At 32.4% G+C, this 13,287-nt stretch carries 14 protein-coding genes, 1 tRNA gene and 1 pseudogene; 10 read left to right on the top strand and 6 right to left on the bottom strand.

Annotated features, from left to right (window positions below; genetic code table 11):
- Nucleotide 1 precedes the first annotated feature (1 nt).
- On the bottom strand, nt 2–154 hold the full coding sequence (locus ACNQGJ_RS16060) for a hypothetical protein (protein WP_417974809.1): 153 nt from the start codon (nt 152–154) through the stop codon (nt 2–4).
- Nucleotides 155–527: 373 nt separating this feature from the next.
- Here ACNQGJ_RS16060 and ACNQGJ_RS16055 point away from each other — a divergent pair, with 373 nt between their 5' ends.
- Nucleotides 528–3,368, top strand: coding sequence for a PAS domain S-box protein (locus ACNQGJ_RS16055; protein ID WP_417974807.1), 2,841 nt, complete (start codon nt 528–530; stop codon nt 3,366–3,368).
- Nucleotides 3,365–3,772 carry a response regulator gene (locus tag ACNQGJ_RS16050; RefSeq protein WP_417974805.1) on the top strand — a complete coding sequence of 136 codons (408 nt, stop codon included), beginning with the start codon at nt 3,365–3,367 and terminating at the stop codon, nt 3,770–3,772. Before ACNQGJ_RS16055 ends, ACNQGJ_RS16050 begins: the two co-directional genes overlap by 4 nt.
- Nucleotides 3,773–3,803: 31 nt before the next feature.
- Here ACNQGJ_RS16050 and ACNQGJ_RS16045 read toward each other — a convergent pair whose 3' ends face one another.
- Nucleotides 3,804–4,349 carry a hypothetical protein gene (locus tag ACNQGJ_RS16045; protein ID WP_417974803.1) on the bottom strand — a complete coding sequence of 182 codons (546 nt, stop codon included), beginning with the start codon at nt 4,347–4,349 and terminating at the stop codon, nt 3,804–3,806.
- A gap of 91 nt (nt 4,350–4,440) precedes the next feature.
- On the opposite strand from ACNQGJ_RS16045, the gene ACNQGJ_RS16040 reads away from it, so the two are divergent.
- The 5 genes and pseudogenes from ACNQGJ_RS16040 to ACNQGJ_RS16020 all read left to right on the top strand — a co-directional run bounded on the left by ACNQGJ_RS16040 (nt 4,441) and on the right by ACNQGJ_RS16020 (nt 7,002).
- Entirely contained in the window at nt 4,441–4,686 is a 246-nt protein-coding gene (locus ACNQGJ_RS16040) for a hypothetical protein (RefSeq protein ID WP_417974801.1), read from the top strand.
- Nucleotides 4,687–4,864: 178 nt separating this feature from the next.
- Nucleotides 4,865–5,305, top strand: a complete 441-nt coding sequence (locus tag ACNQGJ_RS16035; protein ID WP_417974799.1) for a KTSC domain-containing protein — start codon at nt 4,865–4,867, stop codon at nt 5,303–5,305.
- Between the two features lie 270 nt (nt 5,306–5,575).
- Nucleotides 5,576–6,343: a DUF4369 domain-containing protein gene (locus tag ACNQGJ_RS16030; RefSeq protein WP_417974797.1), complete on the top strand. Its 768-nt coding sequence runs from the start codon at nt 5,576–5,578 to the stop codon at nt 6,341–6,343.
- An 18-nt stretch (nt 6,344–6,361) separates the two neighbouring features.
- A pseudogene (locus ACNQGJ_RS16025) lies at nt 6,362–6,748 on the top strand (TlpA family protein disulfide reductase); the annotation flags it as partial.
- A gap of 173 nt (nt 6,749–6,921) precedes the next feature.
- A tRNA-Tyr gene (locus ACNQGJ_RS16020) sits at nt 6,922–7,002 on the top strand.
- A gap of 143 nt (nt 7,003–7,145) precedes the next feature.
- Here the strand turns inward: ACNQGJ_RS16020 and ACNQGJ_RS16015 are convergent.
- Entirely contained in the window at nt 7,146–7,835 is a 690-nt protein-coding gene (locus ACNQGJ_RS16015; protein ID WP_417974795.1) for an SIMPL domain-containing protein, read from the bottom strand.
- 49 nt (nt 7,836–7,884) lie between these two features.
- A complete protein-coding gene (locus tag ACNQGJ_RS16010) occupies nt 7,885–8,523 on the bottom strand; it encodes a rhomboid family intramembrane serine protease (RefSeq protein ID WP_417974792.1) in 639 nt (212 codons plus the stop codon).
- Between the two features lie 115 nt (nt 8,524–8,638).
- Between ACNQGJ_RS16010 and ACNQGJ_RS16005 the strand changes: the two genes are divergently transcribed.
- The gene (locus ACNQGJ_RS16005; RefSeq protein WP_417974790.1) at nt 8,639–9,508 is read left to right on the top strand and encodes a lysophospholipid acyltransferase family protein; all 870 of its coding nucleotides are present in this window, start codon (nt 8,639–8,641) and stop codon (nt 9,506–9,508) included.
- A 110-nt stretch (nt 9,509–9,618) separates the two neighbouring features.
- On the opposite strand, the gene ACNQGJ_RS16000 is transcribed toward ACNQGJ_RS16005, so the two are convergent.
- Complete coding sequence (locus ACNQGJ_RS16000; RefSeq protein ID WP_417974788.1) at nt 9,619–11,106, bottom strand: aminotransferase class V-fold PLP-dependent enzyme; 1,488 nt, start codon at nt 11,104–11,106, stop codon at nt 9,619–9,621.
- A gap of 173 nt (nt 11,107–11,279) precedes the next feature.
- Here ACNQGJ_RS16000 and ACNQGJ_RS15995 point away from each other — a divergent pair, with 173 nt between their 5' ends.
- On the top strand, nt 11,280–11,699 hold the full coding sequence (locus ACNQGJ_RS15995) for a DM13 domain-containing protein (RefSeq protein ID WP_417974786.1): 420 nt from the start codon (nt 11,280–11,282) through the stop codon (nt 11,697–11,699).
- A gap of 8 nt (nt 11,700–11,707) precedes the next feature.
- Nucleotides 11,708–12,604 carry a hypothetical protein gene (locus ACNQGJ_RS15990; RefSeq protein WP_417974784.1) on the top strand — a complete coding sequence of 299 codons (897 nt, stop codon included), beginning with the start codon at nt 11,708–11,710 and terminating at the stop codon, nt 12,602–12,604.
- An 89-nt stretch (nt 12,605–12,693) separates the two neighbouring features.
- Here the strand turns inward: ACNQGJ_RS15990 and ACNQGJ_RS15985 are convergent, their stop codons facing one another.
- The gene (locus ACNQGJ_RS15985) at nt 12,694–13,275 is read right to left on the bottom strand and encodes a porin family protein (RefSeq protein ID WP_417974782.1); all 582 of its coding nucleotides are present in this window, start codon (nt 13,273–13,275) and stop codon (nt 12,694–12,696) included.
- Nucleotides 13,276–13,287 lie beyond the last annotated feature (12 nt).

Genomic DNA, 13,287 nt, shown 5'->3' with positions numbered 1-13,287 from the left:
TTTAATTGTTTTCTATATCCTTACCCTCGTTAAACTTTTTGGCAATTTGTTTTAGTTTTTCTTTACGCAGCATTTCTGCTTGTTTTACTTTGTCCTGCGCTTTATGCAACTTGTCGTTGTGTTTTTTTATATTCCTTTCATTATTTCTACCCATATTATTTTTTATTAAATTATCAAATTAACAAAACAGTCCGAAAACTGCGGCAAAGTTCGGATTATTTATTGTAATTCAAATTGTTTTTTTATCGGAGCATGTAACATTTTACAAATTAGAAGCTTTAATTCTCCTTCGGATATATCCTGCTTACTTTCATTAATTTTAACGCTGCATCATACTTTACTTCTCAAATTTTAGTTTTTATATAAATTATGTGGTTACAATAAATATTGATTACCTACATAAAATATTTCAACAGGCTAAAAACTAATTATTTAACTGTAATAATAAAAATTATGCTTTTGTATTATTTTTATTTACATTTATTTAATAAAAAATTGAGCTTTCTCGATGCTTCCAAACATTACAAATGGACAATAAAAAACACCCTAAATTTATCAATTGGTTTTTAAGCAAACCAAAAACAACGGGTTTTATCACTTTCTTATTCCTTAGTTACATTGCAGGATTTATCGTCTCACAGCAATATCAGCTTATAAAGGAAGATGAACAACGAGAAATGAATAATACACTTCGAATTGTCAATCAAAATTTAGAGCAATCGCTTAAAAATTGCTACACAACGACATTAACATTAGCACTAACCATTAACGACAGAGGTGTTCCTGAAAATTTTGATTACGTAGGTGAAAAGCTAATAGAATCAAACACTAGCATCAGTGCCGTACAATTGGTTCCAAATGGAATTATAAAGTATATTTATCCTTTGAAGGGAAATGAAGCAGCGCTCGATTTAAATATTTTAACTTCTCCTTACCTTAAAAAAGAAGCATTAAAGTCCCTCGATTCTCAAAAAATGTATTTTGCCGGTCCTTTAAAACTAAAGCAAGGCGGAATGGGAATTGTGGGACGATTTCCTATTTTTCGAAACAATAAATTTTGGGGATTTTCAGCTGTTATTATTAAATTAGATACTTTATTAAAAGCTTCAGGAATCAATACTGTTGATGATTCAAAATATTATTTTCAGTTTTCAAAAGAAAATACAATTACCAAAAAAGAGATTTTTTACCTGCCCAATAAAAGTGATTTTTCTAAAAAATATTATATTTCAACAACACCTCCTGATGGAGATTGGAAATTATATCTAATATCTAAACATCAAAATTATTTTTACGCACAGATTCTTATTCCTGGAATTATAGGTTTGATTCTGGCCGCACTTTTTGGAGTTTTAATTTATACCTTATTAAAAATTCCCGAGGAACTGCAGTCTTTGGTAAATATTCAAGCTACAAAGCTTTTTAATTCTGAAATAAAGTTTGAGGCAATTTTTGATCAGGCAGCTGTTGGGATAGCACATATTGATTCATTTACAGGAAATTTTATTGAGATCAATAATCAATATTGTAAATTATTAGGGTATTCGCAACAAGAAATGAAAGAGCGAAAATTCCAATCGATAACGCACCCAGAAGATTTAGAAGAAGATCTAATAAATTTAAAAAAACTCCGGAATGGAAAAATCAAAGAGTATTCGATGGAAAAACGATACTTTACGAAATCTGGAGATATTGTTTGGACAAATCTTACGGTTTCACCACTCTTTAAAACAGACAAAAAAGTGACAACCCACATCTCTATTGTTGAAGATATTTCATTAAAAAAAGAAGCGGAGAACTTAATCAAAAAAAGTGAAACCCGATTCAAAAGTATATTTGAAGATTCCCCAATTCCTTTGTGGGAAGAAGATTTTTCTAAAGTTAAAAGTTATCTTCAAAAATTAAATCTCATCAATGAAACACAAGAAACCGTTTCTCTTTATTTAAAAATGCATCCCGATGTGGTTTATCAATGTATTGATTTAGTGAAAATTATTGATGTTAATACGGCGTGCTTACATCTACATAAAGTTGAAACTAAAGCTGAATTAATCTCCACGCTTGCGCAAGTCATCGATATGGGTTCAATTCCAGATTTTACAAAACAATTAATTGCAATAACTCAAGGCGAAAATCAATTAATTGTCGACACTAAAATAAAAAATAAAGCAGGTGAATATCGACATATAAATTTAAGATGGAATGTAATTCAGGGATATGAAAAATCAATGGAAAGAGTCATTGTTTCCACTGAAGACATTACGGACCGAAAATTATCCGAAAACGTAATTCGTAAATCACAACAAAGAATCGAATCTTTAATTAATACTATTGATGGAATCGTTTGGGAATGTGACGCTAAAACCTTTGCTTTTAATTTTATAAGTCAAAAAACAGAAAAAATATTAGGATACACCGCCGACGAATGGCTAAGCAGTAAAACTTTTTGGGCAGATCATATTCACCCCGAAGACAGACAATGGACAATAGATTATTGTATTTTAAAAACTAAAGAAAATTTAAATCATGATTTTGAATATCGAATGATTGCTAAGAATGGAGCAGTTGTTTGGTTAAGAGATATAGTAAATGTAATTTGCGAAGACGACCAAGCGGTAAGTTTACGGGGTATAATGATTGATATTACAACAACTAAAGAAGCCGAGAAAGATTTAAATGATTCCTTCAACTTAGTGACCGAGCAAAACAAAAGACTGCTTAACTTTTCATACATAGTCTCACACAATCTAAGATCTCACACCAGTAACATTGCATCTATTATGGCTTTAATAGAATCTTCTGAATCTGAGGAGGAAAAAAATGAAATGATACAGTTATTAAAATCGGTTTCGAATTCCTTAAATGAAACAATGGTTCACTTAAATGAAGTCATAAATATAAGAAACAATATCGGCCTGGTTTCAGAATCATTAAACCTACAACTGTACTTAGAAACCGTTCAAAAAGTCCTTTCTGAACAAATAAACTCAAAAGAGGTTTCTATTACTACGATCATGCCTGATGATGTGATGGTAAATTATAATCCAGCCTATTTGGAGAGTATTCTTTATAATATAATCTCAAACTCAATTAGATATTGTCATCCTGATCGCAAACCCATTATCATCATTAAATGGATAAATGATGACGAGAACAAAATTCTTCAAATTTCAGACAATGGTGTTGGGATTGACCTTGTTAAGAATGCTGATAAAATTTTTGGTATGTATAAAACATTCACTAACAATGTTGATTCCAAAGGAATTGGATTATTTATTACAAAAAATCAAATTGATGCCATGGGCGGTAATATTACAGTAGAAAGCGAACCCAACGTAGGAACTACCTTCAAAATCTATATTCAATGACAGAAAAAGCAATCTGGGTAATTGATGATGATGCGATTTATCAGATCATCATCAATAAGATTATTGAACGATCTGAAATGTTTTCAACCATTACTTCTTTCAAAAATGGAAAAGAAGCAATCGATACATTACAGGATGCCGTAAATAATACACGGGACGATTCCCAAATACTTCCTGACATAATCCTGTTGGATATTAATATGCCCGTTATGGATGGTTGGGAATTTATGGAAAAGATGAGCTTGATAAAATCTAAATTCAAAAAAGACATCATTGTATATATTGTAAGTTCGTCTATTGCTGCCGAGGATAAAAATAAATCAAAAACGTATTCAGACATCTTGGGTTATTTATCTAAACCTGTCACTGTAAATGATTTAATACTGATTGCTTCGAATGATTAAAAGATAAAGTTTTGAGTAACTCATTCTAAATCTATTTCAATTCTCTTTTTATATCTTCCAATGATTTATTGGTAAAGATTAATTCATTAATGATTTTTTCTCTCAAAATATCCACTTCATCATAATCAAAATACTTAGCCCACGAAGTCAGAGCAAATAAATTACGGATTTGCTTAATTTTTTTTGCGGTTTCAAAACTAGTTCGCAATAAGGCCTTTTTATCATAATTTGGATTCTTTTTATGTTGATAATTAACCGTTTTCTTTGGGTAATTCACCTCTAAATAATACAATTCATCAAGAGCATTATCAGCATAGAAATTAGTCCAAAGTGAAAAACCCAATTTTATTTTAGAATCTACTGCCGGTTCAAGTGGCTCTAAGCGCCATTTACTGTTAGCCAATCGTCCCCAGTGATTTGATAAGCGGTACATCCCTACTTTAGTATAATAATATTTACTTCCTGATTTACTGTCGTATTGCAGTTCTAATCCTTGTATGCTTTCCAAAGACACTTCATGAAAGACACAAAACGTATTTTTGAAGGAATTAGGGTTAGGACGAAATATTTTTTCCATTAAACAAAGGTAATCAGAAAGTCTAAAAAAGAACAAGACAAGTAATATTTGATTAACTTTGCCAACTAGAATTATTTTAAATAAATTGATTATGACCAAAGCTTCTGAAGAAAAAATGTTACAAAAAGGTGTGTACACTGGAATTATGGAAAAAGACGAGAACAACAACTTTTTTTGTGGTGAATATCTTTTAGACTATAAAATGGCCTACAAACATACTGTTGGTGATTGGATAACAATAAAATCAATAATTGAAAACCCAAGCGATATTAGTTATAACAAATATCCAAAAAAATCAAAAAACTTTGACAAAGCCAATAATAAACCACAACAATAATATTTTTTCGATTTACTTTTTTTAAGAAAAAAAAAGAGAATTAAAATTCTTTTTTTTTTGAATATTTTTTTGTCACAAACTAAAAATTTAAAAAAAAGTGTACCTTTGCAAAAAATTTGTCGATTTTGAAATCAAATTATATTGATTTAATAGTAAAAGACAAGTAGTTACCTTATTTATGAAAAAAATAGTTGAATACCGCAAACTGCTAAATGTAGAGAAAACTGCAGAGCTAAAAGATTTGAAAACGATTTATCGCAACGCTATGAAAGAAGCGCATCCTGACAAATTTCAGGGCGATGAAGCTGGATTGAAAGCTGCAGAAGAAAATAGTAAAAAAATCATTGAAGCATATCATTTCTTGGTAAGCATCAATCCTGAAACAATTAAACAAAATCTACCAGAATATACTGAAACGATCTCAACTTCTACTATTACAGATTATAAATTTGTTGAAGGCAGATTGATTATCAATTTTTCGAATGGTAGTGTATATGAATACATCAGTGTGCCCAAAGCAACATATGTAAAAATGGTAAATGCTGATTCTCCTGGAAGATTTGCGAAACGACATATCCTAAATTCTTTTACTTGGAGAAAAACAATCAACCAAGACTAGTTTTTTTACAAAATTAAAAAAATACAAAAGCATCCTTTATGAGGGTGCTTTTATATTTTACAATTATTCAGTAACTACTTTTTAATCAAATAATTACAACACTTAAACTCAAATTAAAAAGCGATTTTTTATTGTTTAAAACCTCCACAAATAAAAAACATCATACATTCTGATTAAGAATGAAAAATTATAACAAAAATTTAGGTTGCAAAATAAATTGTATTTTATATTTTTTAAATACTTTTGCATCCTTAACTTAACTAATTAATAATGAAAAAAATAATTTTATTACTTTCGGCTGCTGTTGTTTTAATTTCTTGTAGCAAAGTTGGCAAAGATGAATACATCATTTCTGGAACTGCAACAGGAATTGACAATGGTAAAACTATTATCTTGGAAACACAAGATGCAACCGGAATGATGTTACCAAAAGATACTGTAAAAGTTGAAAATGGTAAGTTTGAAATGAAAGGAACTATTACAGAGCCTGCTTTCTACACGCTTCAATTAGAAGGAGCACAAGCTAAAATCCCTTTCATATTAGAAAATGGAGAAGTAACCATCGCAATCAACAAAGACAGTATCCAAAAATCTAAAGTTTCTGGAACTTATAATAATGACGAGTATGTAACTTTCAATGAAGAAATCACAAAAGTTCAAAAGAAACTTATGGATTTCCAAAGTAAGAACATGAAAACTATGGAAACTGCTCAACAAACCAAAGACACAGTGGTTATCAATAAGTTGATGCAAGAATTTTCTAAAATTCAAGAAGAAGTTGGTGTAGCTTCAAAAGCTAAATACGTAAGTTACGCTGAAACACATCCTAAAGCATTCATTTCTGCCTTGATTATTCAAGGAATGTTAAATGATCCAACTGCTGATGTTGGAAAATCTGAAAAATTATACAACGGTTTAGAAGAGTCATTAAAGAAAACAAAACCAGGCGTTGCTATTAAAGCTAAACTTGCTGAATTAAAAATGCCAGCTGTAGGAGCAGCTCCTGCACCACCAGCACCAGCTGTTGAAGCAAAATGAAGGACAGATTTTTCAGGTCCTAATCCTCAAGGAAAAACAATTTCTCTTAAAGAAAATTTAGGGAAGGTTACAATTGTTGACTTTTGGGCTTCCTGGTGCGCACCTTGTAGACAAGAAAACCCAAATGTTGTAGCTATATACAAAGAGCTGCACAGCAAAGGTCTTAATATAATTGGCGTATCGTTAGATAAAGATGCTAAGGCTTGGAAAGATGCTATTGCAAAAGATAATCTAACTTGGAATCATGTTTCAAATTTAAAATTTTGGGACGAACCAATAGCTGCACAATATAAAGTACAATCAATACCAGCTACTTTCATTCTGGATGCATCTGGAACTATAGTCGCAAAAGATTTAAGAGGCGATGCGCTTAGAGCAAAAATTATTGAACTTCTAGCAAAATAATTGCATTTACCCTTATAAAATAAAAAATCTCCCTTGTGGAGATTTTTTTATTTTATTCAGTACCAATACATTAAAAATTATAGTAAAATTAAGTACAAATATAGTTTGGAAACTTCAAAACTGTTTCTATATTTGCACCCGGTTAGCACGATAAGCAATGCTTATTGAGTCATGGGGAGATACTCAAGCGGCCAACGAGGGCAGACTGTAAATCTGCTGTGTAAACTTCGCAGGTTCGAATCCTGCTCTCCCCACAAAACTCTTCAAGCGATTGAAGAGTTTTTTTTATTTAGCCCGATTGTTACTTTCTTCATTTTATATTTTAGTTAATTCAAAAAAATATCCCATCTCATTTTTGATTTTGAGATGGGATATTTTAACCATAATTTTAACTTCTTTATTCCAAAATAAAACTTACTGTTACGTTAGCAGTAATATTTATTTCTCCTACCGCCAAAGTTTGTCTTGGAGCACTAGCATCACTCATTTCCATTGTTTTCATTGCTGCATACATAGGCTGTGGATAATACGTTTGTGAATTATCAGTTATGGTCATGGCACCTCCTACTTTTTGTCCGAAAACGGAACTATAATCTTCGGCTTTCAATTTTGCCTCTTTCATCGCTAATTTTCTGGCCTCAGATTGATATTGTGCTAATTTCGAAGACTGGAATGTTACGGCATCAATTCTATTAATTCCTTGATCTACTAAACCTTCCATCAATTCATCATATTTTGATAAATCTCGTACTAGAATTTCGATGGTCTGAGTAGCATTATAACTGTGTTTCTTTTTTTCATAATCGTATTGCGGATTTAATGATACACGCTGCGTTTTATAATCTGCGGGTGCCAAGTTCATCTTTTTAATATACTTTAAAACAGCCTCTATTTTTTCGTCATTTTGTTTTTTTACATCTTTGGCATTATTCCCTTTTGTTTCAACTGTGACTGCCAGGGTTGCCTGATCTGGCACAACCTTTACTTTTCCTTCGCCGCTAACATTTATTTGAGGAACTTGCTTAACTTCTTGTCCATAAGACATAGAAATAAATAGAACAGACAGAATTACTAATGCTTTTTTCATTTTGATATCATTTATTGTTTGTACTAATTACTTTTCAAAAGTTGTGCCATTATAGTTTCCCCATTTTTTCCATTACAAAAAGAATAACTATTGGAATAGCCAATAATACCACCATCAAAGTGTGATCTACTAGCAAAGTTGGCTCTCTTAGTAATGTAATCAAATACCCACCTACAGCGCCTCCAAAATGGGCCGTATGACCAATATTATCATTCTTAGCCTTCATACCGTAAATAGAATACAACAAATAAAGGATTCCAAAAATGTAAGCAGGCATTGGAATGACGAAAAAGATTCCCAACATCATATCCGGCTGTAGTAATATTGCCGAATATAAAACTCCGGTCACTGCGCCAGATGCACCTACAGCTCTATACCCATAATCATTTTTATGAAAAACCATTGTCAACAAACTTCCAAAAATTAAACTTCCAAAATAAACTAACACAAAGGAAATAGCACCCAAAAAACTAATGACTACAGGAGCAAAAAACCAAAGTGTCAACATATTAAAAATCAAATGTGTCATGTCGGCATGCAGAAAACCGGAAGACAACATCCTGATTTGTTCTCCTGAGCGGATACTTCCAACATGTAATTCGTATTTTCTAAAAAAAGAAAGGTCATTAAACCCTTTGTAACTAATTAAAACATTTACTACAATTATAGCTATTAAAACGGTATTCATAAAGTATATTTATTGTGAGTTGTAAAGGTAGTGATTCTCAAATACCGATTTAGCACCCTGCCAAAATTTATATCTGTCTACATTTTTGACTTATATTTGCAAGAAAATTAACGGCATGCAATTTCTTATTTTTATCTTAACCTTTCCGTTTTTATGGATTATTTCCATTCTTCCATTTAAGGTTTTTTATTGGTTTTCTGACTTCATCTATTTAATTGTTTATTATATCATAGGCTACCGCAAAAAAACCGTAAAGGAAAATTTAGCATTGGCATTACCTCATCTTAGTACCAAGGAACGTCTTGTAATTGAAAAAAAATCGTACCACCATTTGTGTGATATGTTTTTGGAAATGATAAAAACGATGACTATTTCATCTGCTGAAATGAACAGAAGGTTTGTCGTCACAAATATCGAATTGGTAAAAGAATTCGAAAACAAAGGCATAAGCACGGTGTTATTAGCGTCTCATTACGCGAGTTGGGAATGGTTACTGTCAGTTAACGAAAAAACAAAATTTAAGGGAATAGGTGTTTATAAAAAAATTGCCAATAAATATTTTGATAAACTAATACGAAACATCCGTTCTAAATACAATGCTGAACTGGTAGAAACAAAAAAGGCGATTCCGTTAATGGCAGAAAATCAAAAAAATGGAATTCTTAGCATGTATGGATTAGCCAGTGATCAATCGCCAAAATTAAACAGAGCTTTTCATTGGGATACCTTTATGGGTGTAGAAGTTCCCGTTCATACCGGTGCCGAAATGCTCGCCAAAAAATATGCCTTGAATGTTCTTTTTGTAAAAGTAAAAAAAGTAAAAAGAGGCTTTTATGAAGCTACTTTTATACCCATTACTGATAATCCCAAATCGATTCCAGATTTTGAAATTACCAGTACCTTTTTACGAGAAGTAGAAAAACAGATTCTGGAAGCTCCTGAATATTATTTCTGGACACATAAAAGATGGAAGCACAGAAGGTAGTGTTCAGTTTGCAGTCGCAGTTTTCAGTTAAAAAAAATAAAAAATCACTTTTACAAAACATACTATTTTGAATAAGTGATTTTTTTTTAATTCTTTTAAAACCTCAACTCTTATAAAGAAAACCAGTTTTTTACCAATTCATCTTCTAAAGGTTGCGCATTCTTATTTATAAACTCATTGGTCACCGAATTATAATCATAATCCAAAGCCCATGATTTATGGTTTTCGGCCAATGCTTTTATTCCATTACAAACAAACTCTATTTCGGCGTTTGAAGTTGTAGGATGAATAGACATTCTAATCCAACCCGGTTTTCTGATTAAATCTCCAAGACTAATTTCGTCAATTAATTTATGAGAGGTTTCTTGATCTACATGCAGTAAAAAGTGTCCGTAGGTTCCCGCACAACTGCAGCCGCCGCGAGTTTGAATTCCGAATTTATCATTCAATAATTTCACTCCTAAGTTAAAATGCAAATCTTCCACAAAGAAAGAAATCACTCCTAACCTATCCTGGTGTTGACCTGCCAGGATTTTTATGTTGGAAACAGTTCCTAATTCTGAGAAAATATAATCTACTAATTCGTGCTCTCTATTTAAGATATTTTCAATTCCCATTTGCGCTTTCAACTGAATAGACAATGCGGTTTTTATTACCTGGAGAAATCCCGGAGTACCGCCATCTTCCCTATCTTCAATATTATCTATGTATTTGTGTTCTCCCCATGGATTCGTCCAACTTACTGTTCCTCCTCCCGGATTATCAGGAACTAAATTTAGATATAATTTTTTATTAAAAACCAAAACGCCACTTGTTCCTGGGCCCCCAAGGAATTTATGTGGCGAAAAGAAAATGGCATCCAGATAACTTTCAGCATCTTCTGGATGCATATCGATTTTGACATAAGGACCAGAGCAAGCAAAATCTACAAAACAGAGTCCGTTATGTTGATGCATCATTTTTGCAACTTCATGATACGGAGTTCGGATTCCCGTAACATTCGAACAAGAGGTAATCGAAGCTATTTTAAAAGGTCGCTCTTTATATTTTTCCAATAACAATTCTAAATTTTCAATACTGAACAATCCGTCTTCCGAAGAAGGAATAACTTCCACATCAGCAATAGTTTCTAACCAGGAAGTTTGATTGGAATGGTGCTCCATGTGCGAAATAAAAACAATTGGTTTCTTTTCGGCTGGAATAGTAATGAAATTTTTTAAATTTTCGGGTACTTTTAAACCTAAGATTCGTTGAAATTTATTGACAACGCCTGTCATTCCTGTTCCATCCGTAATCAAAACATCGTCAGCACTCGCATTCACATGCTGTTTAATAATTTGACGTGCCTGATGATACGCTTTGGTCATCGCCGTTCCGGACACAGTAGTTTCTGTATGGGTATTGGCTACAAAAGGACCAAATTGGTTCATTAGTTTTTCTTCAATTGGACGATACAAACGACCACTGGCTGTCCAGTCCGTGTAAAGAATTTTTTTTGTTCCGTAAGGAGATTCAAATTCTTGATCTATTCCAATTATGTTATCACGAAACTGTTGAAAGTAGTGCTCTAGTTGTATTGGTACTTCTTTGGTAATCATTGTTATCTAATTTGAGTTCAAAGATATTAATTTTTACTAAATAGTCTTTTTCAAAGTTAACAAATACTAGTTTTTACGTACATGCATAAACATGATCTAAATGTAAAGTAGCTGACAAACTCTGATTGCAATTCGTTTTATATTTGATTAACGAATTAGAAAATATTTTCACCATGAAAAAAAATGTTTTTATGCTACCGCTTTGCTTGCTTATATTTTCATGTGAAGTAGAAGGCGATTTAACCCGTGATGCTGAGTTAGGTGCACCAATCCCTGAAAACACCCCTTCTATCGCTGCCGGGAATTTCATACCAACCTCTGGAATTAAAGTGACCGGTTCAGCTAAAATTTATAAGAATGGAAATTTAAATGAAGTGCGATTGGAAAATTTCAGTATTTCCAGCGGTCCCGATTTAAAAGTATACCTGTCCAAAAGTGCCACTCCTACAGATTTCGTAAATCTAGGCAATGTAACATCTTCCACGGTATATACAATTCCATCTCAAGTGGATCTTTCGGGTTATAAATATGTATTAATTCATTGCCAACAATACAACCACCTTTTTGCAGTGGCGCAATTATCTCAAAATTAAATCTTATTATGAAAAAACTACTGGTAATTATCGCTGTTGGAATGTTCTCTAACGCCTTTGCTCAAGGGTGTAGCGATGCCGGAATTTGTTCCATTGGAAACAGTTTTCAAACTATGGATAAAGCATTAAAAAACGGAATAGAAGTAGGAACCATTTTTGGTGCCGGAGAAGCTGATGTTATTTATATTTCACCTTATATTACTTATACCAGAACTATTAACGAACGATTGTCACTAAGTTCTAAAATTATATACTCCGTTGCGAGCGGAAGTTTTGGGGAACGAGGCGCTTTTGGGGATGCCTACATAATCGGAAATTACAATTGGAAACCAAAAACGAATACACAGTGGAGTTCTCTTTTAGGTTTTAAAATGCCTTTTACAAGTTCAAATCTTAAAATTAACGAGTTTTCACTTCCTTTAGACTATCAGTCCAGTTTGGGAACTTTTGATTTCATTGCAGGATTGAATCTTAATTATAAAAAATGGGATTTTAATACGGCTATTCAAATCCCCGTCTTCAACAACAATAAAAATTCGTATTTCAAAGAGTTCTCTGAAACGGATGATTTTCCGTCCACAAATTTATTCGAAAGAAAATCAGATGCTTTGTTTCGAACAACGTATACGTTTCAAACCTCTAATAAAAAATTCACTTTCAAACCCAATGTATTATTTATTTATCATTTAGGAGAAGATAGTTTTGAAAATGCTTTTGGAAGAAGAGAAACGATACAAAACTCTGATGGGCTGACAATAAATGGAAATATAATTGGTGCATATGCCATCAATACTACAAACAGCATCGAATTATCTGCAGCCACACCATTTGTGGTTCGAGAAGTGCGCCCGGACGGATTAACTCGGGAATTCACGGCGGGAATAATTTACAAATTGTCTTTTTAAATAATAACCCTACATTTTTACTGCCGAAAATACATAACAGAATGCCCAAGAAAATTTCTTGGGCATTCTGTTATTATAACTAGCTACGATTATAAATCAAAGCCTAATGAGAACTGCAGCACTCTGTTTTGCGCTTTACCTTCATCATATAAATCTCCTAAACCTAAATGATAACGCACTCCTAAACTGATTCCAGAATCCGTTTTAAATCCTCCTCCAAAATTCATTCCCCAATCAAAATTATTAGGATCATATTCCTGTGAGCCACTAAAAAGTCCATCATATACTTCTTTATGTGAAACTGCTAATCCAATCTGTGGACCCGCTTCCAAAAATAAATTTTTAGAAGGATACGCTTTAAGCATTAATGGTAGGTTTATGTAATCTAACTTTTGCGTAAAAGTCCCACTGCTATTTGTTATTTTGTATCCTTGCTGAGAATACATCAATTCAGGTTGAATAGAAAAACTTTCGCTTATAAAAGACTCGCCATAAACTCCGATATGAAAACCGTGTCGTTGTTCTGTTTCACCATCTCCGTCAAAACTTACCGCCGCTAAATTATAACCTCCCTTTATCCCTCCATTCGATTTGGGAACAGTAGTGTCCTGTGCATTCATTGGTGCTATTATACCTAAGAATAATGCTATTGCTATATATTTTATTTTCATCTTTTTTCTTTT

The organism is Flavobacterium cryophilum (assembly GCF_048286555.1).
Taxonomy (GTDB): domain Bacteria; phylum Bacteroidota; class Bacteroidia; order Flavobacteriales; family Flavobacteriaceae; genus Flavobacterium.
This window is presented reverse-complemented; position numbering and strand designations above follow the sequence as displayed.